Source organism: Asticcacaulis machinosus, assembly GCF_028550435.1.
GTDB lineage: Bacteria > Pseudomonadota > Alphaproteobacteria > Caulobacterales > Caulobacteraceae > Asticcacaulis > Asticcacaulis machinosus.
Genome location: NZ_JAQQKV010000001.1, coordinates 17,877 through 42,723, shown reverse-complemented (window position 1 = coordinate 42,723; position 24,847 = coordinate 17,877). Strand labels below are relative to the sequence as shown.

The following is a 24,847-nucleotide window of genomic DNA, read 5'->3' as shown; positions in this document are numbered from 1 at the left end:
ACTCCGAGTCCGACATGCTTGACAGATATCAACGAACACGGCTCACATAAATCATGGATATAATCCCTGCCCTGCCGCTGTTTGAGGTTCACGAAGGCGACAGCCCTTTGGTGATCGCCGCCCCGCATGTCGGCACCCACCTGCCCGCTGATATTGCAGCCCGTATGACACCGACGGGGCAAAGTGTGGGCGAAACCGATTTTCATGTTCACCGGCTTTATGACTTTGCCCGTAGTCTGGGTGCCAGTACACTGTGGGCGACCCACAGCCGCTATGTCATCGATCTCAACCGCCCCCCGGACGGGCAGTTGCTCTATCCCGGTCAGTTTGAAACCGGCCTGTGCCCCCTGACGGATTTTGATCTCAACCCGCTCTATCGTGCAGGGTTGGAACCTGATGCCACTGAGATTGAACACCGACGGAGGCAGTATCACGCCCCCTATCATCAACAATTGACCAAACTACTGGACACTGCCCGCGCGCGGCATGGCTATGCCCTGCTGATAGATGCCCATTCGATCCGCAGCGCGATCCCCAGCCTGTTCAACGGGCCCTTGCCGGATGTCAATCTGGGTAGCAATGATGGCCGAACCCTGTCGCCACAGATTTTGGAGGTTGTGCGAAAATGGCAAGCCACACCATCGGATTTTTCCAGCGTACTCGATGGCCGTTTTAAAGGCGGCTACACCACCCGCCATTATGGCCGGCCTGAGATCAACCAGTTCAGCCTCCAGACAGAGATTGTGCAGGATCGGTATCTCGATACAGCCGACCCGCGCACATTCCATACCGGGCGGGCCGAAGCCATGTCCATGCGCCTGAAATCTCTGGCCGAGGCCTTGCTTTCTGCCCTTGAGCAGTCCTATAGACCGCACTGATTTCAAACATTGTATGAGCATATTATGACCGACACTAGTATGGGCCACATCATCGACGGATTTGGTTATGCCAAAGGCCTGCGTGAACGTCTGGCGGTCAAAGTGGCAGAATTGAAGGCCACTCAGGGTATAACGCCCTGTCTGGTCGTCGTTATTGTCGGGGAGGACCCCGCCAGCCAGATCTATGTCAAAAACAAAGGCGAGAGTACGATTGCAGTCGGGATGGATTCGCGCACCATCACCCTGCCTGACACCACGACCGAAGCCGATCTGCTGAAACTGATCGCTGAGCTGAATGCCGATGCCGCGGTTAATGGCATACTGGTGCAACTGCCTCTGCCGAAACACATGTCCTCGCTCAAAGTGATCGATGCCATCGATCCACTTAAAGATGTCGATGGTTTTCATGTCGAAAATGCCGGTAAGCTTGCGGTCGGGTTGGATGGCATTGTTCCCTGCACTCCATTAGGCAGCCTGATGCTGCTGAAAGATGCCGTAAAAACCTACGGCGGCGGATCGCTTGCCGGTATGAATGCCGTGATTGTCGGGCGGTCTAACATTGTCGGTAAACCGATGGCGCAACTGCTACTCAATCAAGATTGTACGGTTACCATCGCTCACTCAAAAACTAAAAATCTCAAAGAGCTATGCCTGACGGCTGATATTCTGGTCGCAGCCGTTGGTCGTCCCAAATTTATCGCGGGCGATTGGGTCAAGGACGGCGCCTATGTCATTGACGTCGGCATCAACCGCATCGAGGTCGACGGCCCGGACGGTAAAAAGTCGAAGGTCGTCGGTGATGTCGATTTCGACGCCGCCAAACCACATGCCAAGGCGATTACGCCGGTACCGCGCGGGGTCGGGCCGATGACCATTGCCTGCCTGCTGAACAACACCCTCCATGCCGCCTGCCTGCAACACGGTTTGCCCGCACCGGAAGGTCTGTAAGATATGGGCGTGGTGATCATCGGCGCAGGTCATGCCGGGGGCAGTGCTGCGGCCTTTCTGCGGCAATATGGCTATGAGGATGACATCACCCTGATCGGGGCCGAAGCGTACCTGCCCTATCAGCGCCCCCCCCTGTCCAAGGCCTGGCTTAAAGGTGAAGCTGAGGAAGAAGATCTCTATCTGCGTCCGGCCAGTTTTTACGCTGAAAAAAACATTACGGTGCGCCTTAGCACCCGTGTATCAACGGTTGATCGAGAGGCGCAACAGGCCGAACTGAGCGATGGCGAGCGCATCAGCTATGATCATCTGATCTTCGCCACCGGATCGACCGCACGGCCATTCAATGTGGAAGGTGCGGATGTGACGCCCTACCACCGGCTGCATACGCTGCCCCATGCTGAGGCGCTGAAATCTGCCTTTTGCGATGGGTTACGGGTTGGATTAATCGGTGCGGGCTATGTCGGCCTTGAGGTCGCGGCCTCGGCGCGCAAGCTGGGGTGTCAGGTTACGGTCTTTGAGCGTGAAGCCCGCGTTCTTGCGCGTGTCGCCTCCAAAGCCCTGTCGGCTTTTTTTGAGAAAACACACGAGGAAAATGGCATAACCTTTTGCCTGAGTGCTAATATTTCGAAACTCAGCCCTTCTGACCACGGAGCTATCGTCCATCAGGCCGACGGCACACAAACTGAATTTGACGTGCTGCTGGTCGGCATAGGCGCCCTGCCGTGCGATGATCTGGCACGCGCCTGCGGCCTTCTGTGTGACAACGGTATTCAAGTTGATCATGAGGCCCGCACATCTGATCCCAATATCTTTGCCATTGGTGATGTGACATCGCGCCTGGTGCAACCCTACTATGAAGGCCGTTATCGCCTTGAGAGCGTGCCCAATGCTCTGGAACAGGCCAAGCAAGCCGCCGCAGCCATTGCCGGTTACAAACCGCCCGCACCAGAAGTGCCGTGGTTCTGGTCGGATCAATATGACTATAAGCTCCAGATCGCGGGCCTGATCCCGCCGGTGTCCAACACAGTTATCCGTGGTAATCCGGATGACGGCGCCTTTAGCGTATTTCACCTTGATGACGACCATCGCTTAAGGGCCGCCGAGTGCGTCAATCGCCCCGCCGATTTCATGGCCGCCAAACAACTGATCGCCAAAGGCGTGCCGCTTGATCCGGCGGTCGTGGCCGATGCTGACGCGTCACTGAAACCGTTTTTGACGGCGGGATAATCACATAAATTTTGCCGCAGCGCAGCGTATTTGCGCGTGACAAATCAAGCCGATATGGCATAGCCTCGCCCCAACAGAAACGCATCAGGGCGAGGCACTCACATGACATCGGCCAGCAAGATCTACACCGACGCCAAAAGCGCGCTCGACGGGCTGTTGTTCGACGGTATGACCGTCATGTCGGGCGGATTTGGTCTGTGCGGAATTCCTGAAAACCTTATCGCCGCCCTGCGCGATTCCGGCACCAAGGGCCTGACCGTCATTTCCAATAATGCCGGGGTCGATGGATTTGGCTTAGGGATGCTGCTCAATACCCGCCAGATCAAAAAGATGATTTCGTCCTATGTCGGGGAAAACAAGGAATTTGAGCGGCAATATCTGGCCGGTGAGCTTGAGTTGGAATTTAACCCGCAAGGCACATTAGCTGAGCGAATCCGCGCGGGCGGCGCGGGTATTCCGGGCTTCTACACTGCCACCGGTTACGGTACGCTTGTGGCTGAGGGCAAGGAAACCAAGGACTTTAACGGCAAAAACTATGTGCTGGAAACGGGTCTTGTTGCTGATCTATCGATAATTAAGGCCTGGAAGGGTGATGCGCGCGGCAACCTGATTTTCAGAAAAACCGCCCGCAACTTTAACCCGATGATGGCAACCGCCGGTAAGGTCTGCGTGGCCGAGGTTGAGGAAATAGTCCCCGTTGGCGCGCTCGATCCCGACCATATTCACACCCCCGGCATCTATGTTGACCGCATTGTGCAGGGCACGTTTGAAAAGCGCATCGAACAGCGGACTATCCGCCAAGCTGAGGGAGTTTAACTCATGGCATGGACACGAGATCAGTTAGCCGAGCGCGCCGCAAAAGAACTGAAAGACGGCTATTACGTCAATTTGGGCATTGGCATCCCGACGCTTGTCGCCAATCATATTCCGGCGGGTATGACGGTCACCCTGCAATCGGAAAACGGAATGCTGGGCATGGGCCCCTTCCCGGCCGAGGCCGAGATCGACGCGGACCTGATCAATGCGGGTAAGCAGACGATTACCGAACTGGATGAAACCGCTTATTTTTCGTCGTCAGATTCGTTTGCCATGATCCGCGGCGGCCATATCGACCTGACCATTTTGGGGGCTATGGAAGTCGCTCAAAACGGTGATATCGCCAACTGGATGATACCGGGCAAGCTGGTTAAGGGCATGGGCGGGGCGATGGATCTGGTGGCCGGCGTTAAGCGCGTGGTTGTCGTCATGGAACATGCCAATAAGCACGGCGAATCCAAGGTGCTCAAAGCCTGTACCCTGCCACTGACCGGCACTCAGGTGGTCAATCTGATTATCTCGACGCTGGGCGTATTTGAGGTCAAACCGGATGGCTCCGGCCTGATCCTAAAGGAGTTAGCGCCCGATGTGACGCTCGACGACGTAGCCCGTCTGACCGATGCCGATTACGAGGTCGGGCTCTGAACCACCAGCATCTGCGCCTTAGCCGTCTCCTCGGCGAAGGCCACAATATCGGCAATCATCAGGGTCGTGGCCTCTTCGTAGGCCGGGACAATCTCACCGACCCGGTTGCTGCCTGCCTTGATCTCCCGCAACAGGTATTTGTGCGCTACCGCCGTGCGATTCGATAAACGCACCATCGCCACATCCAGCGCGATCACGACCGTAGGCTGACGCTTGGCATAGGCAGTCTCAAAGCGGCGCACCTGAATGTCTAGGCGATATTTAGCCGCCCCGCGTCCACGGTCGGACAATCTAACCGTTGTCGCCACACGGTCAAAGCCTTCGGAGACCGCACTTTCGAACAGGGTATCCGCCGGTGATGCCCAGCGCGCCCCTTCGATGTATGAAACCAGTGAATTTTCAGTCGTAAGGATACCGTCCCCCGCCGCCGCCTTGGGCAAACTGATACCGGAGATGTAAACCTCGGCCAGTTCATCACCCGTGACAGGTTCCGCGGCTATATCCTTGCTATTTTTGAGTAAATCGGCATTGAAGCCAAAGCGATAAAGCTGAACCGGATCGACGTTGGGCAATAGGGTAATACACCCCCCCAGAGCCGTTGAAGCGGTCAGGGCCGCCCCAAGAGTCAGTAACTGACGGCGGGAAACCATATGACGGCTCATTCTTTGACCTTTCTGTCCTTGGCGACGGGTTTGCTGATCAGGCCCTGCGGGCTTGAGCGGGCCTCTTCGACCAGTTGTTCCAGCGACCGGGTCGCTTCGTTGAGGTTTTGCAAAGTTTCCTGAATATCCGGCAAGGTGGTCTCTGACACTTCGGTCGCGGGAGCCTCTAACGCGACCGCCAGTTTTGCCAGTTCGTCAGATGCCTTGCCAAACCGTTCGGCGGCATCCTCCATCTTGGCCAAGGTTTGCGGTGCCCGTTCGCCGACCAGAGCATCGGTGGACTTGGCCAGACGCGCCACCTCATCGGCAGCCAGCCCCGCACTGACGATAGCCTCATGGGTATCGTTGAGCATCTGCTCACGATCCTTGAGATCAGCGGTGAAATTTTCAATATTCTCAAGGCTTTTGGTTAATGTCATCAAATTCTTATCCGACAAAAGCCGATTGACACGATCAAGGGTCGTATAGGCGTTCTGAATCACCGAGCCCCCACCTTGTAGCAGCAAATCAAGCGCGCCGGGCTTACCCTTAATCACCGGATTAGGGCCGCTCATGCTGGTGCGAACCAGATAGGGCGATTTATTGCCGCCGGGCGTAATCTGAATATAGTTGAGACCGGTCACCCCCATCGGCTCCAGGGTCGCGGTTGAATCCACACGCACCGGCGTTTCTCCGTCAAGACGGACGGTGGCGATCACCTGCTTATTGTCAACCTTGCCCAGCCGCAGGTCCGTGACTTCTCCGACCTTGATGCCGTTGAAATGCACCTCCCCGCCTTCGACCAAGCCGCTGACCGAAGAGGTAAAGACCACATCATAGGTGTCATAGCTCTGGTTAAAGTCAAAGCGAACCAGCCAGAACGTAAAGGCCAGCCCCGCGACCAGAAGCAGCAGGGTCACAAAGCCTACGAAGGCATAATGGGCTTGTCTTTCCATCGTCTCAGCTTTCCTGATCGCCAGAAGGTGTATGATCGCGCATCTTGCCGCCTAAGCGGCCGCGCGGGCCATGAAAATATTCGTGAATCCACGGATGGTCTGATTTTTCCAGTTCCAGCGGCGGCGCCTTGGCCACCACATGCTTGTCGGCCAGAACCGCCACCTCATCCGTAATGGTATAAAGACTGTCGAGGTCGTGGGTGATCATAAAGACCGTAAGCCCCAGACTGGACGCCAGTTCCTTAATTAGCGCATCGAACGCGGCCGCCGAAATCGGGTCAAGCCCCGCCGTCGGTTCATCCAGAAACAATAATTCCGGATCAAGCGCCAGTGACCGCGCCAAAGCCGCCCGTTTGATCATACCGCCAGACAGTTCCGAAGGCATCAGGTCAGCCGCATTAAGCGGCAGGCCGGCCAGCGACATTTTCAACAGACCAATACGCTTGGCTTCATGCCGGTTCAGCTTTGTGAACTCAGCCATCGGCACCATGATGTTTTCCAGTACCGTCAGTGAGGAAAACAGCGCACCTGATTGGAAAAGCACTCCACTGCGTGACTGGACATCGAGTTTCTGTTTTTTGGATGCGGTCGCAATATCCTGACCGAAGATATTGATCTGACCGGATTTGAACCGCAAAAGCCCCAGAATGGATTTCAGCAACACCGTCTTGCCTGAGCCTGACCCACCGACCACGCCCAGAATTTTGCCGCGCTCGACCGTCAGGTCGAGATCCTGATGGATAACGCGGTCGCCAAACTGGTTGACCAGCCCGCGGATTTCGATCGGCGGCGATGTGTCGCGCATATTGGGTTCATAAGCACTCATACGGCGGGCACTCCCTGAAACAGGAGGGCAAAGACGGCATCAATGACAAAGATCGCAAAAATCGCCTGCACCACCGCGCGCGTCACCTGACGGCCCAGCGAGATAACATCTTCCGTCACCGTCATACCCATATGGCAGCCGATGATCGCGATGGCGGCCGCATAGAACGGTGTTTTGACCATGCCGACAAAGAAATGGCTGATATCAACATAGTCGAGCGTGCGTTGTATGATCATCGGCGGGCCGTAATCCAGCGTCGTCCAGATGATACTAAAGCCACCAATCATCCCGGCCATCGATCCCACAAAGGTGATCAGCGGGATCATCAGGACAAGGCCGATAAGACGCGGCAGCACCAGCGCCTCATAGGGATCAATACCCATGACCCGCATGGCGTCGATTTCCTGATTCATCTTCATGGCGCCTATTTCAGCGGCAAAGCTGGAGGCGCTGCGCCCGGCCAGCAGCACCGCCGTGATCAGCGGGCCTAACTCACGCAGTTCGGCAATGCCGACCAACTCAATACTAAACACCTGCGCCCCGAACTGGCGCAACTGCATCGCCCCCAGGAAGGCAATAACCGCGCCGATAAACAGGTTACTGGCGATAACGATGGGCAAGGCTTCGATCCCGGCCCGCTGCATAAGGCTGACCAGCGGGGTCAGCCTCAGCCGCCACGGGTTAAAGATTGTCGCGATCAAGGTGACAACCGTATGCCCGATAAAGGCCAGCAGGGCGCTAAATATAGTCAGATTGGCGACCACGCCTACACCCAGCTTGGCCATGCCGCGGACAATCGGATTTTGGCTGTCTTCGCGGCGGACATGGTCTTCGTGGAATTCATCGACCGTCAGGTCGCGCCCGCTGACCAGATCATAAAGCCCGCGGAAATTGTCCTGCCCGGCGAACACATCTCCGCTTAGCCGGCTGCCAATGACAGCGCTTAAAAGATAAGCTCCGGCCGTATCAAGCTGCTCCAGGCCGCTGGAATCGATCTCGATAGCATCAAAAGGCTTCAGGTCGCTTTTAAGCCGCGGCGCCAAACCGCCAATCGTACCGATGCGCCAATCACCGCTAAGCGTAAGCCGGCCTGAACCCTCTGGCTCCCCCACAGGTTCGATGCGGTATTGTGCTTTGTCAGTGCGCGTTTTGGCCATAAAGACTGTTGAAATACCTAAGTAATTTAAAAATTATGAATACGACCGCCGAAAGGCTGACACACACTTTAGTACATTCTGGGTTTGTGCGACCACGTAAGAGGGCAAAATATGAGAATGAACGATCATTCTCATAGACATATTACCTAACGCTCAACCCGTTACGGGTCAAGTGGATATGCTTACCTTGAAAATGAAGGGATGACAAAATAAGGGTTACATTTATTTTCTGACGCGGCGTTTATACCACGCTAAAATTTGTAAAAATGGAATGCGAAGCCCTCACCTTTTGAATATCAATCCATAAAAAACCCACAAACGCCGCCACCGCGCTTGCGAATAATTCTCATACATGCCAAACAGACCCCGTTAAATGGTAAGCGTGAAAGGTTTTTTTGATCATGACTTTGATATCCGCCCGTTTGTTATCATCCCTGCCTCTGAAGCCGTCCCTGATGGCCCTCACCGCCGTCGTCGGACTGTCGGCGTGCGGTAAACCCGCCGACCAGGCCACACCGGCAGCACCTGTTGAAAACAAGGGCCAAGTCAATGTCTATACCGCCCGCCATTACGACGCTGACACCCTGATCTACGATGCCTTCACCAAGGACACCGGCATTAAGGTCAACCGGCTGGAGATCAAGCCGGATCAACTGGTTGAGCGCATGAAGGCCGAAGGCGAAGGCTCACCCGCCGACGTCATTTTGATGGCCGATGCCGGTGCCTTATGGAAAGCCTCAGAGGCCGGCCTGTTCCAGCCTCTGCAATCGGACGTGATCAATAAGGCCGTGCCGGAAAACCTGCGTGAACCCAACCATCTGTGGTTTGGCTTCTCCAAGCGTGCCCGTGTCATTGTCTACGACAAGGCCAAGGTCAAACCCGAAGAAGTCGCCACCTACGAAGCCCTGGCCACCCCGCGCTTCAAGGGTAAGGTCTGCGTGCGCTCCTCCGATAACGTCTACAACCTGTCGCTGATGGCGGCCTTCGTTCAGCACTGGGGGGCGAAAAAGTCGCTCGACTGGGCCAAGGGCGTCGTCGCCAACATGGCGCGCGATCCTCAGGGCGGAGATATTGACCAGATCAAGGCCGTCAGCGTCGGGGCCTGCGAAGTCGCCCTGTCGAATTCCTATTACTATATGCGCCTGTTGCACCACGAAGGTGAAATCGATCCGAAGGTTGCACAAACCACCGCCTTAAGCTTCCCTGACGTTGCGGGCCAAGGCACCCACGTCAACATTTCCGGCGGCGGCATGGCCAAATATGCCGCCAACAAAAAGGAAGCTCAGGCCTTCCTTGAGTATATGACGACCAAGAAAGCCCAGACCATTTTTGCTCAGGCCAATGGCGAATATCCGGTCATTCCGTCCGATGAAACCCCGGCCTATATTCAGGCCATTTCTAACTTCAAGGCGGATCCGCTGTCGGTGACAACCTACGGTGCCAATCAGGTCGAGGCTCAGAAAATCTACGATAAAGCGGGGTGGAAATAATCCACTCTATGCCTGACACCGCAGCATCCTCTCCGGTTTCTACATCCGGGCGCCCTGAGCGCACCGACTGGAGCGGTACGGCCTTTAAGGCGGGGGCCATGCTTGCGGTCTGCGTGACCCTTCTGCCCATTCTGGCCGTGGTCTATAAGGCGTTTGAATCGGGGCAGTCGCTGGATTTGCCGGACTTTCCCGTCGCGCGCTATGCCATGACGAGTGCCGCTCTAGTGACATGGGTAGCTGTGATTACGGTGGCATTAGGTACGGTGGCGGCTTGGCTGGTGGCCATGCACGAATTTCCGGGCAGGCGGTTCTTTTCGTGGGCACTGGTGCTGCCTCTGGCCTGTCCGGCCTTTGTGCTGGCCTATGGTTGGAGCGACTTTTTGGATGTCGCTTCACCATTCAGGGCCTGGCTTTATGGCGTCCTGGGCTATGATGTGCCGCTCAATATGCGTAATTTTACCGGCGCCGTTTTCGTCTTAAGCTTTGCCTACTTCCCCTATATTTATCTGACGCTTAAGACGGCATTCCTAAACCAGTCTGTCTGCGCGATTGAAACGGCACGAATGTTAGGCGTCAGGTCCAACGATATATTCCTGCGCCTGTCACTACCCATATGCCGGCCGGCCCTGATCGCCGGTATGGCGCTGGTGATCATGGAATGTCTGGCCGACTATGGCGCGGTCAATTTTTTAGGGGTGCAAACCCTGACCACCGGTGTCGTGCGGGCGTGGTCGGTGTTTGGTTCAACCGAACTGGCGGCGCGTCTGGCCCTATGCCTGATCGGGGCGACCGCATTTTTGCTGCTGATTGAGCGCACCCAGCGCCATAACCGTAGCTACTCCGCCGCCTCCGCCCGCTGGCGTGAATTGAACGCCCTGCCCCTCAGCCGCCCCAAACAATGGCTGGCAACGGTTTACTGCGTGCTGCTGCTGGCCTTTGGTGTGATCATTCCGGTCTCTTGGCTGATCTACCGCGCCATTCGCACGTCTCCTGATGTTCAGCGTCTGCTGGATGCCGCCGTCAGCACACTGGGCCTGAGCGTTGCGGGCGCGGCCATTACCCTGATCCTTGCGGCCCTTGTCGCCTTTGGGTTTCGCAAAAACCGCGCTATTTCCAACCTGATGAGCATCGGCTACGCCACCCCTGGCGCGGTCATGGCTATTGGCCTTCTGGTGCCCGCCGCCATTCTGTGGCAAGGCTTTGCCATTCAGAACAGTTTCTGGATTGGCATCGCCCTTTTACTGATCGCCTATGCCGCCCGCCTGATGGCGTCGGCGTTTGAGCCGATAAAGGCTGGGCTTACCCGCATCCAGCCCAATCTGGCGCTGGCCAGCCGCACCCTTGGCGCGACCAAGACCGAAGCCATCCGGCGCGTGGAACTGCCGCTGGTGCGTGGCACCTTTATGGCCGCGGCCCTGTTGGTATTTGTCGATATCGCCAAGGAACTGCCCGCCACCCTAATCCTGCGGCCGTTCCAGTTGGAGAGCCTTGCCGTGCTGGCCGACCGCTATGCCAGTGATGAAAGATTGTCACAGGCCGCCTGGCCCAGCCTGCTGATCCTTGCGGTATCGCTCATTCCATCCCTATACCTGTCTTTACGCATCGACGCATCGCGTACCGGAAAAGAATAACTCATGGCTGCCCTGCTGGAAATTACCGATGTCAAACGTGCCTTTGGCGGCCATAAGGCCGTCGATGGCGTGTCCCTGTCGCTCAATGAAGGCGAAATCACCTGCCTTTTGGGGCCATCGGGCTGCGGGAAATCGACCCTGTTGCGGTTGATTTCGGGGCTTGAGACCATAGACGGCGGCACGATTGCAGCAAACGGTGTCGTCCTGTCAGGCAAGGGCACCCATGTGCCGCCGGAAAAGCGCGACATGGGGTTTGTGTTTCAGGACTACGCCCTGTTCCCCCACCTGAGCGTGCGCGACAATATCGGCTTTGGCCTCAAGCACTTAAGCGCCCTTGAGCGCGACGAACGGATTGCAAGTCTATTGGCCACCGTCCGCCTGAGTGATAAGGCCAAGCTTTATCCCTCATCCCTCTCCGGCGGTGAGCAGCAACGCATTGCTCTGGCGCGGGCGCTGGCCCGTCATCCGCGATTGATTCTGCTGGATGAGCCGTTTTCAGGCCTTGACGCGCACCTGAAATCAGAGGTCCGCGAAGCCACTCTGAATATTCTGGAAACCACCGGCACCACCGCCATCATGGTGACCCACGATGCTGAGGAGGCCCTAAGCATGGGCCATTCGCTCGCCCTGATGAACGAAGGCAAAATCATCCAGACCGGCACGCCCGAAGAGTGCTATTTCAATCCGGCGTCACTGGTGGCGGCGCGGTTGCTGGGTGAAACCAATCTGGTGCCCGCTAAGCATATGGGCGATCACATCACGTCCGGGTTCGGCAGCATTCCGGCCAAGGGCCCGGCGGCGATTAAGCTGACCCTGTGCATCCGGCCCGAAGCCTTTGTGGTCGAGGATAACCCATCCGATCTGACGTCAGAGGTTGAGGTTACCGCCTATCGCTATCACGGCGCCTATTGCGATCTGGTGCTCAAAGCGCCGAACGGCGATGAAGCCCACGCCCATGTCTCATCCTTGCGCCCCTATACGGTCGGGCAAACCGTCCATGTCCGGCTGGAGCCGAAACTGGTCGCGGTGTTTGCTTAGAACTCCCCCTGTTGCAGGGGGAGTTGATGTAAACGCTTGCGTTTAGATCAGAGGGGGTAAATGCCCCCACCTCCCGGCCACATTCACGGCGCTCTATCGCTTCGCTGCTTGAGAGCTGTGGCCTCCCTCCTCCCCTCCTTGAGGGGAGGTTCTACTCGCCCTCAACCGGCAATCTTAGCCGGTAAATGCCCTTAAACGTATTCGGATCAGCAGGCTTGCCCTTACGCAGGACCTCGATCTTGCCCTGCCGCGCCAGCCCCACCGCGGTCGTGCGCACTTTGGGGAGTTGACGGCGCCACGTCTCCGGGTCTACAGCCTGAGCCACCTGGTTGGGATTGATACTTTCCCCCGGCCCCACCTGAGCCAGCAGGTCGAAAATGGCGTTGTCTATGGATAGCGACATATCATGAGTTCCAAAGTACAGGAGTAAGCCCGTGGCCGACAATCTAAGTCATGAACCCGTCCTGATCGAAGACGGCGAATTCAAGGGCTGGTTCCTGTCGCCCAGACAAGACCCCTATGTCAAGCTGATCGGGCCGTTTTATTACCAGTTCGATGAGGCAGGCCACATGAAAGTGGCTATGAAGGTCGATGAGCGGCATATGAACGGCGGCGGCATTATGCACGGCGGCTCCATGCTGTCGCTGGCTGACACGGCGCTGTTTGCCTTCGCGGTCGGCGACCTGGAAGGCTCGCGTGGGGTGACCATGCAACTGGATTCGCAATTTCTAAACCCCGGCAATGTCGGTGATATTGTCATTGCCACCGGCGAGGTCGTACGCTCAGGCCGCACCACGATATTCGCGCGCGGGATGCTGCATGTCGGCGATAAACCGATCATGGCCTTTTCGGGTGTGATCCGGAAGTTTTAAAATAAGCTCGACGGCAGGGCACCGACCACAGCGGCGGTCAGGCAGGTGGCAATAAACCCGGCAAACAGCGCTTTCCACACCAGGCCAAGCACCTCTTCACGACGTTCGGGCATCAGCACGCTTAAGCCCGTGACCGTGATCCCGACCGAGCCGATATTGGCAAAGCCGCAAATCCCATAGGTCAGCAACATCCGCGTGCGCTCGCTCATCTCAGTCGCCGGAATAGCCCCCAGCTTCAGGAAGGCCACGAATTCGGTCAGGGTCAGCTTCACACCCAATATCCAGCCCGCCTTTTGTGCCTCCTCCCACGGCACGCCCATCAGCCACGCCAGCGGTGAAAAGGCTATCCCTAAGATGCGCTCCAGCGATACCGCTTCCCCGCCAATCGGCGGCAGGCCCGACAACATGACATTGACCAGAGACACAAGCGCCACAAACACGATCAGAATGGCCGAAATATTCATCACCACCATCAACCCGTCACTGGTGCCCTTAACGATGGCATCGATGGCGGAATCGTATTTCAGCGCACTGTCATACTCGGCATAATAACCGCCCTCGCCGTCTTTTTCCGGTACGATCACCCGCGACAACAGAACACCGGCGGGCGCCGACAGGATTGAGGCCACCAGCACATGGCCCGCCGCATTGGGAAGGACATCTTTTAGGATCAGGGCATAGGCCACCATGGTCGAGCCTGCGACCGTCGCTAAGCCCACCACCATCATCATGAACACTTCCGAGCGTGATAACTTCGACAGATACGCCTTGATGACGATCGGACTTTCGATCATGCCTAAGAATATGTTGGTAGCCACCGCCAGCGCCGACGCCCCGCCTAAGCCCATTGTCTTTTGAAACAGAAAACCGAACGCTTGCGTGATCCATTTCAGGATATGCCAGTGCCACAACAGAGCCGACAGGGCCGAAATCACCAGAATGAGCGGTAAAACCTCAAAAGCGAAGACGAACAATCCGCCCTGATTGATGACCTGATAGGGCTGGTTACCGCCCCCCAGGTAGCCAAACACAAACTGGGTGCCCTGACGGGTGGCGAGCGCCAGACCGTCGACCGCCGAATTGACGGCATCGAGCACCACCTGCGCCTGCGGCACCCCAAAAAACAGCAGGATCAGCCCGACCTGCACGCCGATCGCCCCAATGGTCAGGACAAACGGAAACTTTCGTTTGTTCTCCGACAATACCCAGCAGGCAAATAACATGACGGCAATGCCGATCAGGCTCTGGATATTGTGAAAACCGTAGGTCATGAACGGAAAAGGCCTTTGAAAAAATGCTCAAAGGCCTCTATCCGATAACATGTGAAACCAAGGCAAGCGCTTTTTTGCGGTGCATAGGTAAATGACCGTAAATTACGCTCGTGCTGGTAAAAAGGCGACAAATCTATCGCCTGATACGCGACTTAAGCCAAAACGGCCTCTAAAGTAATCGGCACCGCCGACAGGGCCTTTGAGATCGGGCAATTGGCCTTGGCACCGGCGGCGACTTCCTGAAACTGCTCATCCGAAATGCCGGGGATAGTGGCTTTCAGTTTCAGTTTGATGCCGGCAATGGCAAAGCCGCCTTCGACCTGCTGAAGATCGACTTCGGCATCGGTTGACATGTGGTCGGCTGTAAAGCCGGCCTTACCCAAAGCAAACGCCAAAGCCATTGTAAAACAGCCTGAATGGGCCGCGGCGATCAGTTCTTCAGGGTTAGTGCCCGCCTTGCCATCGGCATTTTCAAAACGAAGTTTGAACGAATAGGGCTGATCGGTGAACACCCCGCTCTGGGTCGTCAGACCGCCCTGCCCCGTGGCACCGTCGCCGCTCCATTTTGCCGTAGCCGTGCGTAACATGTAATGACCTTTCCTGTTTAACCGATATGAGATTGAAACGCTAAACCATAGTCCGCCCGCATGACAGTAAATTTATCATCAGGCCGCGCACCAAAGACGAAAGGCAATTCTATTCCGCAATGTGCAGCTTTTTGAATAGTTTCCATTGACACCATATGCTAGACAACAAGCACAAAGTTTCAATGGATACTTTCTATGACCGATTCAGCTACCGCCCAGCGCGACCCGTTTGCCGCCTTAAAAGACCAGCCCGCCGACGGACTGCTGGCCCTGATTGGCCTGTACCGTAACGACCCGCGCCCCGAAAAAATCGATCTGGGCGTCGGCGTCTATCGCAATGCTGATGGGCAAACGCCGGTCATGGCCGCCGTTAAGGCCGCAGAACAACGCCTGCTGACCGAACAAACCTCTAAATCCTATCTGGGGCCGGAGGGCGACCCGGTTTATGTTGAGTTGCTGAAACCTTTGGCCTTTGGTGAGACTTTGGCGGCGTCAAAACGCCTGATCGGGGTACAGACGCCCGGCGGCACCGGCGCACTGAAACTGATTGCTGAACTGTTGAAACTAACCGGTTCGCGCGTCTTTGTCGGCACGCCGACCTGGCCTAACCACGGCCCGATTTTTAAGTCTGCGGGCGTTGAAGTTATTGAGCATCCGTTTTTTGACAAGGCCACCCAGACTGTCCTGTTCGATGAGATGATGGCGGCCCTGAAAGCCGCCCGAGCCGGTGATGCAGTTTTGCTGCATGGTTGCTGTCACAATCCGGCGGGTGCGGAATTTACCGCACCCCAGTGGCAGGCCCTTAACGCTTTCATCCTTGAGCGCGGCCTGCTACCGGTCATTGATCTGGCCTATCAGGGGCTGGGCAATGGTCTTGAAGACGATGCCCGCGCCACAAGGGCTCTGCTGGCCACTGTGCCAAACGCCCTGATCGCCTATTCCTGCGATAAGAATTTTGGCCTCTACCGCGAACGGGTCGGCGCCATCTATGCGCTGGCAGCGACCGAGGCTATGGCGCAACGCATACTCGGCAATATTCTGGTGATTGCGCGCACCCACTGGTCTATGCCGCCTGATCATGGCGGGGCGATTGTGCGCGTCATCCTTCAGGATGCTGACCTGACCCAGGTGTGGAAAGATGAACTGGCTGAAACCCAAAGCCGCCTTGTGGAACTGCGTACCCTTCTGGCCGCGTCCCACCCACGGCTGGCACCGATGGCGGCACAGACTGGCATGTTCTCGCTGCTGCCGCTGACGCCGGATCAGGTCACCTCTTTGCGCGAACACCACGGCATCTATATGGCCGGCTCCGGCCGTATCAATATTGCGGGCCTGACGGTCGAAAACATCCCGGTGCTGGCGACCGCCCTTTCCCCCTATCTCTAAATCCTTCGCCCCGTTCTTCATTGACCTTGCGGGATGGGTGTGAGATAGGGTGCGCCCAAAGATTCAGCACAGTTCCGGCTTTGGAATTGACTGGTGCTGAGGTCGTTACGGGTGTAATTTATGGCGACGGATCAAACGTCTAAGACATGTGAGAATATTGCCGGTGCCTGCGCACAGACGGCGCTCATTAAGCGACTTATGGGCCGCTGTCGGGACTGACGGCGACCCGACGGCTTGAGCATATCGCCGTAGTCTTACGCTTTGATCTGTCTGAATTTTGTGGTGTACCACCCCTATGATGTTAAAAAATCCTGCCGAAAAATACCGCCCGTTTGACCTGGGCGTCGATATGTCCGATCGGACATGGCCGTCGAAATCCATCACTGTCGCCCCGCGCTGGCTGTCGACCGATCTGCGCGACGGCAATCAGGCGTTGGCCGATCCGATGGATGTCGAAAAGAAGATGCGCTTCTGGAACAAGCTGATGGAGGTCGGCCTCAAAGAAGTCGAGGTCGGTTTTCCGTCAGCGTCTCAGATCGAATTCGACTTTGTGCGCAAGCTGATCGAAGGCGGGCACATCCCCGATGATGTCGCCGTTCAGGTACTGGTGCAATCGCGCGAAGACCTGATCGCGCGCACCTTTGAGTCGCTGAAAGGCGCCAAACAGGCGATCGTGCATCTTTATAACGCCACCTCCCCCCTGTTTCGCCGCGTTGTATTCGGTCTGGAAAAAGCCGATGTGATTGCTCTGGCCGTCAAGGGGGCCACCGCTATCATGGCGGAGGCCGCCAAGCAGCCTGAGACCAAGTGGATGTTTGAATATTCGCCGGAGACGTTTTCGGCGACCGAGCTTGATTTTGCGGTTGAGGTCTGTGAGCGCGTCATGGATGTGTTTCAGGCTACACCGGAAAATCCGGTTATATTAAACCTGCCGGCCACGGTTGAGGTCTCCATGCCCAACCTCTATGCGGACCAGATTGAATATTTCTGCCGTAAGCTGTCGCGCCGGGATTCGGCTATCATCTCGATCCACCCGCACAATGACCGCGGCACAGGGATTGCGGCGGCGGAGATGTCTTTGCTGGCCGGGGCTGACCGGATCGAAGGCTGCCTGTTCGGCAATGGCGAGCGTACCGGCAATGTCGATCTGGTGACGCTGGCGCTGAACCTGTATACCCAAGGCATCACGCCAAACCTTGATTTTTCCGATATCCGCTCGGTCGTGCGCACGGTCGAATATTGCAATGCCATTCCGGTGCATCCGCGCCACCCCTATGCCGGTGAACTGGTGTTCACCGCCTTTTCGGGATCGCACCAGGACGCGATCCGCAAAGGCTTTGCCGCCCATGAACAGCGCAATGACGGCCTGTGGGAAATGCCCTATCTGCCGATCGATCCGGCCGATCTGGGCGAAAGCTACGAAGCGGTTATTCGCGTCAACTCCCAGTCGGGCAAGGGCGGCATCGCCTGGATACTTGAGCACGATAAGGGCCTGAAGCTGCCGCGCCGTTTTCAGGTTGATTTCTCCCGAAAGGTGCAGGAAATCGCCGACGCAACGGGTAAGGAAATGCACGCCGAAGACATCTGGCATGCGTTTGAAGGCGCCTATCACCTGAACGGTGAGCAAAAATACGAACTACTCGAATATGCCGATTCCGGCATTTTGCGCACCGGCGGAGAGCGCCTGTTTGCTGGCCGCATCCGCCATGACGGAGTCGAAGTCCCGGTTAATGGTCGCGGCAATGGCCTGATTTCGTCAGCGGTCAACGCGCTCAACGACAGCTATGGCTTAGGGTTGGAAGTCGTCGATTTCCATGAGCACGCGCTCTACAAAGGCACGGACGCCATGGCGGTCGCCTATGTCGAATGTAAAACGCCCGACGACCGCAAGGTATTTGGGGTTGGCATTGATTCTGATACGGCCACGGCTTCGGTCAAAGCGATATTGTCGGCCGCGAACGCCTTGTAAACCTTAGAACTCCCCCACTAAGAGGGGAGTTCTTAAATTACTGGCGGCAACTGCCAGTCGATGGGTTTTTGGCCTTTTGACTTAAGAAAATCGTTCGTCTTTGAAAACGGCTTAGAGCCGAGAAAACCGTTGTGGGCTGACAGCGGCGACGGGTGGGCTGATTTGATAACCAGATGCTTTTCGTCGTTCACGAAGGCAGCTTTTTTCTGCGCATAAGCCCCCCACAGAATGAATACCACCGGATGCGGCAGGTCATTAACGGCGCGAATAACCGCGTCGGTAAATTTCTCCCAGCCCTTGCCCTGATGGGAGGCCGCCTGCGCCATTTCAACCGTCAGCACGGCATTGAGCAGTAACACACCCTGTTTAGCCCAGTGCTCCAGAAAGCCATGACGGGCGGGCGGGATTGCGAGATCGGCCTGTAATTCCTTATAGATATTGACGAGTGACGGCGGCGTTTTCACGCCCGGACGCACTGAAAACGACAGGCCATGCGCCTGCCCCTCGCCGTGATAGGGGTCCTGCCCCAATATCACGACCCGCACCTCATCCAGCGGGGTCAGGTTAAGCGCGGCGAAATATTCCGAACCTTTGGGGAATATACGCTTTCCGGCCGCCTTCTGTTCGGTCAGAAAGCTTTTCAGCACCTGCATATAGGGCGCTGAAAACTCTCCTTCTAGGGCAGATTTCCATTGCGCATCAAGGGCGATATCAGCCACGGCCACCTCCGCAAATATAGCGTCAGCAAGCCGTGACTCTCATCATAAGGTCAAGGCTAAAGCCTTAATCCTTCAACGTCGCCATATCGATGACAAATCGATAACGGACATCGGATTTGATCACCCGCTCATAGGCGGCATTGATGTCTTTGATATCAATCACTTCGATATCCGAGACAATGTTGTGCTCACCGCAGAAATCGAGCATTTCCTGCGTTTCCTTGATCGAGCCGATCATGGAACCGGCCAGTGACTTACGGCCGGCGATCAGGGCAAAGGCGCTGACCGGTACGGGGTTGTCCGGCACACCGACCAGCACCATCGTGCCATCAACCTTGACGAGGCTCAGGTAAGCGTTCCAGTCGATCGGCGCCGAGACAGTGTTAATGATCAGGTCAAACGTACCGGCCAAGGCCTCAAAAGTTTTCGGGTCATTGGTCGGGTAGTAGTGATCGGCCCCCAGACGCAGGGCATCGTCCTTCTTGGCCATAGACTGGCTGAGCACGGTAACTTCGGCGCCCAGCGCATGAGCCAGCTTCACGCCCATATGGCCAAGACCGCCCAGACCGATAATGGCGACCTTCTTGCCCGGTCCGGCGTTCCAGTGCTTGAGCGGCGACCACAGCGTAATCCCGGCGCACAACAGAGGGGCTGCGCCATCGAGCGGCAGATTATCCGGCACCGACAGGACGTAGCCTTCCTTGACCACGATATGGTCGGAATAGCCGCCGTAGGTCGGCTGACCGTTGGCGTCACGGTCGTTATAGGTCTGGGTCAGACCCGGCAGGTACTGCTCGGCATCCTCATCACGCGTCTGGCAGTGGCGGCAGGAATCAACGAAACAGCCGACACCGACGCGATCGCCCTCTTTGAATTTACTGACCTTGGCGCCAACCTTGGTCACAATACCGACGACTTCGTGGCCAGGAACCTGCGGATAGATGCCGGGGAACCATTCGTCGCGAACCTGGTGGATATCGGAATGGCAAACGCCGCAGAACTGAATATCGATGACCACATCGTCATCATTAGGTTCGCGGCGCTCGAACGAAAATGCTTGCAAAGCCTCTTTAGGCGCAAGGGCGGCATAGCCTTTGGCGGTGCTCATGGGTCATGTCCTTATTGTTCGGGTTACAGACGCCATATAGGCACGACCGGAGCGGGGTTTAAGGGCACCCGCGCCCTAAAACTTGACCTCAGAGAAATAATCCACAGGCTGTTGCGTCTTGGGGTGTGGCAGGCGAAGAAACTGCGCATGGAGCAGCAGACGGGGACTTAAAGCCCGCACGTCCTCGGAAGCATAAAACTCATCGCCCAATATCGAATGACCAATCGCCATCATGTGGACGCGCAATTGATGCGACCGGCCGGTTACAGGCTCTAACTCCACCCGCGTCCGGTCATACAGACGTTCAAGAACGCGGTAGCGGGTCAGGCTGGGCTTACCAATATCGTGGTCAATCATCTGCCGCGGCCGGTTGGGCCAGTCAGTGATCAGCGGCAGATCAACCGCGCCTTCATCGGCAGCCACCTGCCCTGTCACCACTGCCACATAGCGTTTCTCAACCTGGCGCGCCTCAAAGGCCATCGACAGGGTGCGGTGGACGGCTTTACCGCGGGCCATAACCATAAGACCAGAGGTCGCCATATCCAGCCGGTGCACAATCAAAGCGTCGGGAAATGCGACCTGCACGCGCGTGGCGACACAATCCTGATTAGCTTCCCCGCGCCCCGGCACACTGAGCAGGCCTGTGGGTTTATCGACGGCAACCAGATAATCGTCGCTATATATAATCGGGGGCAGAGGCGCGTGCGTCATGTGCCCGTCATAACCCATCGCCATTTCCGTTCAAGCTGGGAATCGTTTAAATCTGGCTGACTTAAGCTTGGGCAACGCGGAGATCGACATGACCGATGTATGGGAAGAGCGCCAGAAACCGGAACGTAAAGCCGACGATGACGCCCGCTCGCCCTTTGATGTCGATTACGCCCGCATCATCCATTCGGCCTCGTTCCGCCGGTTGCAGGGCAAGACCCAGATCCTCAATCTCGGCGACAGTGATTTTTACCGCACCCGCCTGACCCATTCGCTGGAGGTCGCCCAAATCGCCGGCGGACTGGTGCGGCAGTTTCTGACCTTTTTCAAAGACCACCCCGCCTGCCCGCACCTGCCACCGATCAGTCTGGTGCAGACACTCGGTTTTGCCCACGACCTCGGCCACCCGCCATTCGGGCATGGCGGGGAGACGGCGCTGAATTACTGTATGCGCAACGATGGCGGCTTTGAAGGCAATGGCCAGACCCTGCGCATACTCACCAAGCTTGAGAATTTCTCGAAAGAAAATGGCGCCAACCTGACGCGGCGCACCCTGCTGGGTGTGCTTAAATATCCGGTGGCCTATAGTGTCGCCCGCAATCCGGCGATTGTGCCCGTCATTCAGGATGGCCCATCCGCGATCCGCATCATCGACCGCCACGCGTCCGAGCCGCCCAAATCTCATTTAGATTGCGAAACGCAAGTTGTTGATTGGACGCTATCACCACTGTCAATTGCCAATCGCAATCAATTTCAAGCCATTGATATCAAAGACGGAAAACACGCCAAAACCCGTCATAAGTCGCTCGATTGCTCGATCATGGATATTGCCGACGACATCGCTTACGGCGTTCATGATTTCGAGGATGCCATCGCGCTTGGCCTGATCCGTGAGGGCGATTTCCGGCGTGCGGTGACAGAGCCCGACTGCGCGGTGTTCCTGAATTACCTCAATGAAAAGTATCCCGATAAGTGCGGCAATGATGTCTATGAGCACTTTGTCCGCAGCCTGTTTTCCGACTCCAATACCCGCAAGATGTTCATCAATATTCTGGTGCGGTTCCTGATGGCCAATGTCCGCCTGGAGGATAATGGTTTGTTTGATGAACCGCTGCTACGATACCGCGCGGGCATGGCCGGCGACCACCACCGCTTTCTGAAAGCCCTCAAAGACATCGTGTTCGATAAGGTCATCAAAAGCCCGCAGGTTCAGCATCTGGAATTCAAGGGCCAGAACATGGTCGTGGCCGTATTTGAAACTTTCGAGAGCGACCCGAAAGCCTTTTTACCCACTGATGCCTATGAGAAATTTGCGGCTTCAGGGGGTGACAAACGCATCATATGCGACCACATTTCAGGCATGACCGATGGCCACCTCATGAAAACCTACGAGCGCCTGTTCAGCCCGCGCATGGGGTCGGTATTTGACAAGTTATAAGGATGAGTATGACCGAAATTGCCACTATTCCGCTGAAAACCATCGATGGCGCGCCCGCCACGCTTAACGACTATGCGGGTAAGGTGTTATTGCTGGTCAATGTCGCGTCTAAATGCGGCCTGACCCCGCAATATGAGGGACTGGAGGCGCTGTACCGCGACCGTAAAGATGACGGGCTGGTCGTGCTGGGCTTTCCGGCCAACAACTTCATGGGCCAGGAACCGGGCAGCGAAGATGAGATCGCCAGCTTTTGCTCCCTGACCTATGACGTGACCTTTCCGATGTTCGCAAAATTAAGCGTTAAGGGGGCCGACCAGCATCCGCTTTATGCCGCCCTGACCCAAGCCCGACCCGTCACCACCGGCGATGAAATCATGAAGGCCAAGCTGCAATCCTATGGTCTGGCCTCGCCCGCACCGGGTGAAGTGCTGTGGAATTTCGAGAAGTTCCTGATTGGTCGTGATGGTCAGGTTAAAGGCCGTTTTTCGCCCGACGTCACCGCCGATGATGAACGCTTGCAAAAAACCATCAATGCGGAATTGGCAGCCTAGATGGGGCTCAATCCGGCCTCACCTCTGGCGCAACTGATGCTCTCCCCCGTGCGCTCGGGTCGGGTGGAATGGATCGGCATACGCCCCGCCCGACGCGTGGCCATGCTGACGCCGGAGCGGATCGAACTGACGCCAGAGGACGGCATTGTCGGTGACCGCTATCACAGCAAAACCACCGGCAACCGCCATGTCACCCTGATCCAGAGCGAGCATCTGATGGCCATCGCCAGTTTTCTGGGCCGTGATCAAATCGCACCCGAAGGCCTGCGCCGCAATATCGTCGTGTCGGGCCTTAACCTGCTGGCGCTTAAGGATCGTGAGTTCCGACTGGGCAGCGCGGTGCTCAAAATGACCGGCGACTGCCATCCCTGTTCACGCATGGAAGAGACCTTTGGGGAAGGTGGCTATAATGCCGTGCGCGGTCACGGTGGCATTACCGCACGGGTGATCGCTGCGGGTACGGTCGCCATTGGCGAGGCTGTATTCCCCATCGCGGAGCCCGCCGCGTGACCCTGCGCCTCAACCGAAATGCCCGCCCGCAAAAGCTGGAGGTCGGGCGTAGCCGCTCACGGATCGTGGTGATTGATGACGCCCTGCTTAATCCTGAAATGCTTACGGACGCCGCCCGTGTGGCTGAGTTTCAACGCCCGGCGACGCTCTATCCCGGTCTGAACGCCTACCTGCCGCCGGAACTGGCTAATGTCATTGTCGCGGGTGTGCGCCCCCTGCTCGACAAAGCCTACGGTCTGCCCGTCAGTGCGCCTATCGGTGGCAGTGGCTATTTCGGGCTGGTCACCGATGCGGCTGCCGATCTGCACCCGATGCAGACCATTCCGCACTATGATGTGACCGACGGCGACACTCTGGCGGTGTTGGTCTATCTGTGTGGGCCGGAGCATGGGGCGACCGGCTTTTATCGCCATAATCTGAGCGGGCTTGAAACCCTGACGCCTGCCTATGCCGATGGCTATAACCGCCACATCAGCACCGCCCTGCCCCGCCTTGAGGCCCGCCCTCGCGCTTATTTTGACGGCTCAGATGATGATTTCACCCTGATTGGAAAGGTCGAGGCGCAGTATAACCGGCTGGTAATCTATAATTCCAACCTGCTGCATTCAGCCATTGTCGCCCCGGCAAAGCTATCCACCGATCCTGGCAAGGGCCGCCTGACCGCCAATATGTTCGTCACACGTGCTTAGTCTTTCTGATACACCCGCACATAGTCGATCTGAAATTCAGCCGGCAAAACCGCGTCATCGACCTCACCAGCCATAGCCCCACCGATGGCCAGGTTGAGCAACACATACTGCGCCTTATTGAACGGCCACTGAGACACGCCGCTGCCTTCGTTGACGTATGTATGGTATTTGCGGCCATCGACAAAGAAGTCGATCTTATCGGCTGTCCATTCGATCTGGTAGTTGTGAAAGGCCGAGCAGGCATCCGGCATGTGGATGCTGTTGCCCTTACCGGATGTACCGGCGGTCGAGCGGTTGTGGATAGTGCCGTGGATGGTCTCAGGATCCTTCCCCACATGTTCCATAATGTCGATTTCCCCGCCATCGGGCCAGCCGGCCGTCTCCCCCAGCATCCAGATCGCGGGCCATGTGCCCTTTCCGCACGGCATTTTGGCGCGGATTTCAAAAAAGCCGTAAGTGAAGGTTTGCTTGCCCTTACTGATCAGGCGCGCCGATGTATAGTTTTGACCACCATAATCGGCCATGCTCTCCAGCCGCTCTTTACGGCCCGTTATAATCAGCTTGCCCTCTTCCTGACGGGCATTTTCGGGGCGACCGGCGGAATAGTACTGAAGCTCATTATTGTACCAGCCTATTTTATTGGCATGGGTATCAAAGCTCCAGTTGACCGGATCGGGCTGACCATCGGTGGTAAATTCATCGGCCCAGACCAGTTTATAACCCGCCGGCGCTTCCGCCTGAGCGGCGCCAGCCATTAGCGCGGCAATGGCAATCACTATCCGCATA

At 56.7% G+C, this 24,847-nt stretch carries 26 protein-coding genes; 15 read left to right on the top strand and 11 right to left on the bottom strand.

The annotated features are described in order from the left end of the window. Nucleotides 1-53: 53 nt before the first annotated feature. From hutG to PQU98_RS00165, 5 genes are all read left to right on the top strand, one after another. On the top strand, nt 54-878 hold the full coding sequence (gene hutG, locus PQU98_RS00185; protein WP_272742868.1) for an N-formylglutamate deformylase: 825 nt from the start codon (nt 54-56) through the stop codon (nt 876-878). Between the two features lie 24 nt (nt 879-902). Continuing rightward, on the top strand, nt 903-1,826 hold the full coding sequence (locus tag PQU98_RS00180) for a bifunctional 5,10-methylenetetrahydrofolate dehydrogenase/5,10-methenyltetrahydrofolate cyclohydrolase (protein WP_272742867.1): 924 nt from the start codon (nt 903-905) through the stop codon (nt 1,824-1,826). A gap of 3 nt (nt 1,827-1,829) precedes the next feature. Beyond that, complete coding sequence (locus PQU98_RS00175; protein WP_272742866.1) at nt 1,830-3,053, top strand: NAD(P)/FAD-dependent oxidoreductase; 1,224 nt, start codon at nt 1,830-1,832, stop codon at nt 3,051-3,053. Nucleotides 3,054-3,155: 102 nt separating this feature from the next. Continuing rightward, nucleotides 3,156-3,869 (top strand): CoA transferase subunit A, encoded by a 714-nt coding sequence (locus PQU98_RS00170; protein ID WP_272742865.1) that lies wholly within the window; start codon nt 3,156-3,158, stop codon nt 3,867-3,869. 3 nt (nt 3,870-3,872) lie between these two features. Further along, complete coding sequence (locus PQU98_RS00165) at nt 3,873-4,514, top strand: 3-oxoacid CoA-transferase subunit B (RefSeq protein ID WP_272742864.1); 642 nt, start codon at nt 3,873-3,875, stop codon at nt 4,512-4,514. Here PQU98_RS00165 and PQU98_RS00160 read toward each other — a convergent pair. Genes PQU98_RS00160 through PQU98_RS00145 form a run of 4 tightly spaced genes read right to left on the bottom strand, consistent with a single transcriptional unit; the run spans nt 4,496 to nt 8,094 of the window. Further along, complete coding sequence (locus PQU98_RS00160) at nt 4,496-5,176, bottom strand: ABC-type transport auxiliary lipoprotein family protein (RefSeq protein WP_272742863.1); 681 nt, start codon at nt 5,174-5,176, stop codon at nt 4,496-4,498. The genes PQU98_RS00165 and PQU98_RS00160 overlap by 19 nt on opposite strands. Further along, the gene (locus tag PQU98_RS00155; protein WP_272742862.1) at nt 5,173-6,111 is read right to left on the bottom strand and encodes an MlaD family protein; all 939 of its coding nucleotides are present in this window, start codon (nt 6,109-6,111) and stop codon (nt 5,173-5,175) included. The genes PQU98_RS00160 and PQU98_RS00155 overlap by 4 nt, the downstream gene beginning before the upstream one ends. Nucleotides 6,112-6,115: 4 nt before the next feature. Further along, the gene (locus PQU98_RS00150) at nt 6,116-6,937 is read right to left on the bottom strand and encodes an ABC transporter ATP-binding protein (protein ID WP_272742861.1); all 822 of its coding nucleotides are present in this window, start codon (nt 6,935-6,937) and stop codon (nt 6,116-6,118) included. Further along, nucleotides 6,934-8,094, bottom strand: a complete 1,161-nt coding sequence (locus tag PQU98_RS00145) for an ABC transporter permease (protein ID WP_272742860.1) — start codon at nt 8,092-8,094, stop codon at nt 6,934-6,936. The genes PQU98_RS00150 and PQU98_RS00145 overlap by 4 nt, the downstream gene beginning before the upstream one ends. Nucleotides 8,095-8,495: 401 nt before the next feature. Here PQU98_RS00145 and PQU98_RS00140 point away from each other — a divergent pair, with 401 nt between their 5' ends. From PQU98_RS00140 to PQU98_RS00130, 3 genes are read left to right on the top strand one after another with little or no spacing between them, the layout of a single operon-like run. Next, on the top strand, nt 8,496-9,584 hold the full coding sequence (locus PQU98_RS00140; RefSeq protein ID WP_272742859.1) for an extracellular solute-binding protein: 1,089 nt from the start codon (nt 8,496-8,498) through the stop codon (nt 9,582-9,584). Nucleotides 9,585-9,592: 8 nt separating this feature from the next. After that, a complete protein-coding gene (locus PQU98_RS00135) occupies nt 9,593-11,215 on the top strand; it encodes an ABC transporter permease (RefSeq protein WP_272742858.1) in 1,623 nt (540 codons plus the stop codon). A gap of 3 nt (nt 11,216-11,218) precedes the next feature. Beyond that, nucleotides 11,219-12,253 (top strand): ABC transporter ATP-binding protein, encoded by a 1,035-nt coding sequence (locus PQU98_RS00130; RefSeq protein ID WP_272742857.1) that lies wholly within the window; start codon nt 11,219-11,221, stop codon nt 12,251-12,253. 151 nt (nt 12,254-12,404) lie between these two features. Here PQU98_RS00130 and PQU98_RS00125 read toward each other — a convergent pair whose 3' ends face one another. Next, nucleotides 12,405-12,656, bottom strand: a complete 252-nt coding sequence (locus PQU98_RS00125) for a DUF3253 domain-containing protein (protein WP_272742856.1) — start codon at nt 12,654-12,656, stop codon at nt 12,405-12,407. A gap of 31 nt (nt 12,657-12,687) precedes the next feature. On the opposite strand from PQU98_RS00125, the gene PQU98_RS00120 reads away from it, so the two are divergent. After that, nucleotides 12,688-13,125: a PaaI family thioesterase gene (locus tag PQU98_RS00120; RefSeq protein ID WP_272742855.1), complete on the top strand. Its 438-nt coding sequence runs from the start codon at nt 12,688-12,690 to the stop codon at nt 13,123-13,125. On the opposite strand, the gene PQU98_RS00115 is transcribed toward PQU98_RS00120, so the two are convergent. Both PQU98_RS00115 and PQU98_RS00110 read right to left on the bottom strand, forming a co-directional pair. Further along, a complete protein-coding gene (locus tag PQU98_RS00115) occupies nt 13,122-14,396 on the bottom strand; it encodes a NupC/NupG family nucleoside CNT transporter (RefSeq protein ID WP_272742854.1) in 1,275 nt (424 codons plus the stop codon). The genes PQU98_RS00120 and PQU98_RS00115 overlap by 4 nt on opposite strands. Before the next feature lie 152 nt (nt 14,397-14,548). After that, entirely contained in the window at nt 14,549-14,983 is a 435-nt protein-coding gene (locus tag PQU98_RS00110; protein WP_272742853.1) for an OsmC family protein, read from the bottom strand. A 195-nt stretch (nt 14,984-15,178) separates the two neighbouring features. Here PQU98_RS00110 and PQU98_RS00105 point away from each other — a divergent pair, with 195 nt between their 5' ends. Beyond that, a complete protein-coding gene (locus PQU98_RS00105; protein ID WP_272742852.1) occupies nt 15,179-16,369 on the top strand; it encodes an amino acid aminotransferase in 1,191 nt (396 codons plus the stop codon). A gap of 295 nt (nt 16,370-16,664) precedes the next feature. Then, nucleotides 16,665-18,338 carry a 2-isopropylmalate synthase gene (leuA, locus tag PQU98_RS00100; protein WP_272742851.1) on the top strand — a complete coding sequence of 558 codons (1,674 nt, stop codon included), beginning with the start codon at nt 16,665-16,667 and terminating at the stop codon, nt 18,336-18,338. A gap of 32 nt (nt 18,339-18,370) precedes the next feature. Here leuA and ung read toward each other — a convergent pair whose 3' ends face one another. From ung to PQU98_RS00085, 3 genes are all read right to left on the bottom strand, one after another. After that, complete coding sequence (ung, locus tag PQU98_RS00095) at nt 18,371-19,057, bottom strand: uracil-DNA glycosylase (RefSeq protein WP_272742850.1); 687 nt, start codon at nt 19,055-19,057, stop codon at nt 18,371-18,373. A gap of 64 nt (nt 19,058-19,121) precedes the next feature. Then, the gene (locus PQU98_RS00090; RefSeq protein WP_272742849.1) at nt 19,122-20,165 is read right to left on the bottom strand and encodes an NAD(P)-dependent alcohol dehydrogenase; all 1,044 of its coding nucleotides are present in this window, start codon (nt 20,163-20,165) and stop codon (nt 19,122-19,124) included. Nucleotides 20,166-20,240: 75 nt separating this feature from the next. After that, entirely contained in the window at nt 20,241-20,876 is a 636-nt protein-coding gene (locus tag PQU98_RS00085; protein WP_272742848.1) for a pseudouridine synthase, read from the bottom strand. 88 nt (nt 20,877-20,964) lie between these two features. Between PQU98_RS00085 and PQU98_RS00080 the strand changes: the two genes are divergently transcribed. Genes PQU98_RS00080 through PQU98_RS00065 form a run of 4 tightly spaced genes read left to right on the top strand, consistent with a single transcriptional unit; the run spans nt 20,965 to nt 24,061 of the window. Beyond that, entirely contained in the window at nt 20,965-22,311 is a 1,347-nt protein-coding gene (locus tag PQU98_RS00080; RefSeq protein WP_272742847.1) for an anti-phage deoxyguanosine triphosphatase, read from the top strand. An 8-nt stretch (nt 22,312-22,319) separates the two neighbouring features. Then, nucleotides 22,320-22,862 carry a glutathione peroxidase gene (locus PQU98_RS00075; protein ID WP_438263840.1) on the top strand — a complete coding sequence of 181 codons (543 nt, stop codon included), beginning with the start codon at nt 22,320-22,322 and terminating at the stop codon, nt 22,860-22,862. Further along, a complete protein-coding gene (locus PQU98_RS00070; RefSeq protein WP_272742845.1) occupies nt 22,863-23,372 on the top strand; it encodes an MOSC domain-containing protein in 510 nt (169 codons plus the stop codon). Continuing rightward, nucleotides 23,369-24,061: a DUF6445 family protein gene (locus tag PQU98_RS00065; protein ID WP_272742844.1), complete on the top strand. Its 693-nt coding sequence runs from the start codon at nt 23,369-23,371 to the stop codon at nt 24,059-24,061. The genes PQU98_RS00070 and PQU98_RS00065 overlap by 4 nt, the downstream gene beginning before the upstream one ends. Here the strand turns inward: PQU98_RS00065 and PQU98_RS00060 are convergent. Continuing rightward, nucleotides 24,058-24,846 (bottom strand): glycoside hydrolase family 16 protein, encoded by a 789-nt coding sequence (locus PQU98_RS00060; protein WP_272742843.1) that lies wholly within the window; start codon nt 24,844-24,846, stop codon nt 24,058-24,060. The genes PQU98_RS00065 and PQU98_RS00060 overlap by 4 nt on opposite strands. Nucleotide 24,847: the final 1 nt, after the last annotated feature.

Bases quoted from the DNA above. Each gene is read 5' to 3' on its own strand.
- PQU98_RS00085 (WP_272742848.1), bottom strand. From the start codon at position 20,876: ATGACGCACGCGCCTCTGCCCCCGATTATATATAGCGACGATTATCTG.
- PQU98_RS00150 (WP_272742861.1), bottom strand. From the start codon at position 6,937: ATGAGTGCTTATGAACCCAATATGCGCGACACATCGCCGCCGATCGAA.
- PQU98_RS00175 (WP_272742866.1), top strand. From the start codon at position 1,830: ATGGGCGTGGTGATCATCGGCGCAGGTCATGCCGGGGGCAGTGCTGCG.
- PQU98_RS00115 (WP_272742854.1), bottom strand. From the start codon at position 14,396: ATGACCTACGGTTTTCACAATATCCAGAGCCTGATCGGCATTGCCGTC.
- PQU98_RS00145 (WP_272742860.1), bottom strand. From the start codon at position 8,094: ATGGCCAAAACGCGCACTGACAAAGCACAATACCGCATCGAACCTGTG.
- PQU98_RS00070 (WP_272742845.1), top strand. From the start codon at position 22,863: ATGGGGCTCAATCCGGCCTCACCTCTGGCGCAACTGATGCTCTCCCCC.
- PQU98_RS00140 (WP_272742859.1), top strand. From the start codon at position 8,496: ATGACTTTGATATCCGCCCGTTTGTTATCATCCCTGCCTCTGAAGCCG.
- PQU98_RS00110 (WP_272742853.1), bottom strand. From the start codon at position 14,983: ATGTTACGCACGGCTACGGCAAAATGGAGCGGCGACGGTGCCACGGGG.
- PQU98_RS00135 (WP_272742858.1), top strand. From the start codon at position 9,593: ATGCCTGACACCGCAGCATCCTCTCCGGTTTCTACATCCGGGCGCCCT.
- PQU98_RS00060 (WP_272742843.1), bottom strand. From the start codon at position 24,846: ATGCGGATAGTGATTGCCATTGCCGCGCTAATGGCTGGCGCCGCTCAG.
- PQU98_RS00180 (WP_272742867.1), top strand. From the start codon at position 903: ATGACCGACACTAGTATGGGCCACATCATCGACGGATTTGGTTATGCC.
- PQU98_RS00155 (WP_272742862.1), bottom strand. From the start codon at position 6,111: ATGGAAAGACAAGCCCATTATGCCTTCGTAGGCTTTGTGACCCTGCTG.
- PQU98_RS00160 (WP_272742863.1), bottom strand. From the start codon at position 5,176: ATGAGCCGTCATATGGTTTCCCGCCGTCAGTTACTGACTCTTGGGGCG.
- PQU98_RS00075 (WP_438263840.1), top strand. From the start codon at position 22,320: ATGACCGAAATTGCCACTATTCCGCTGAAAACCATCGATGGCGCGCCC.
- leuA (WP_272742851.1), top strand. From the start codon at position 16,665: ATGATGTTAAAAAATCCTGCCGAAAAATACCGCCCGTTTGACCTGGGC.
- PQU98_RS00105 (WP_272742852.1), top strand. From the start codon at position 15,179: ATGACCGATTCAGCTACCGCCCAGCGCGACCCGTTTGCCGCCTTAAAA.
- PQU98_RS00125 (WP_272742856.1), bottom strand. From the start codon at position 12,656: ATGTCGCTATCCATAGACAACGCCATTTTCGACCTGCTGGCTCAGGTG.
- PQU98_RS00080 (WP_272742847.1), top strand. From the start codon at position 20,965: ATGACCGATGTATGGGAAGAGCGCCAGAAACCGGAACGTAAAGCCGAC.
- PQU98_RS00165 (WP_272742864.1), top strand. From the start codon at position 3,873: ATGGCATGGACACGAGATCAGTTAGCCGAGCGCGCCGCAAAAGAACTG.
- PQU98_RS00170 (WP_272742865.1), top strand. From the start codon at position 3,156: ATGACATCGGCCAGCAAGATCTACACCGACGCCAAAAGCGCGCTCGAC.
- PQU98_RS00130 (WP_272742857.1), top strand. From the start codon at position 11,219: ATGGCTGCCCTGCTGGAAATTACCGATGTCAAACGTGCCTTTGGCGGC.
- PQU98_RS00090 (WP_272742849.1), bottom strand. From the start codon at position 20,165: ATGAGCACCGCCAAAGGCTATGCCGCCCTTGCGCCTAAAGAGGCTTTG.
- hutG (WP_272742868.1), top strand. From the start codon at position 54: ATGGATATAATCCCTGCCCTGCCGCTGTTTGAGGTTCACGAAGGCGAC.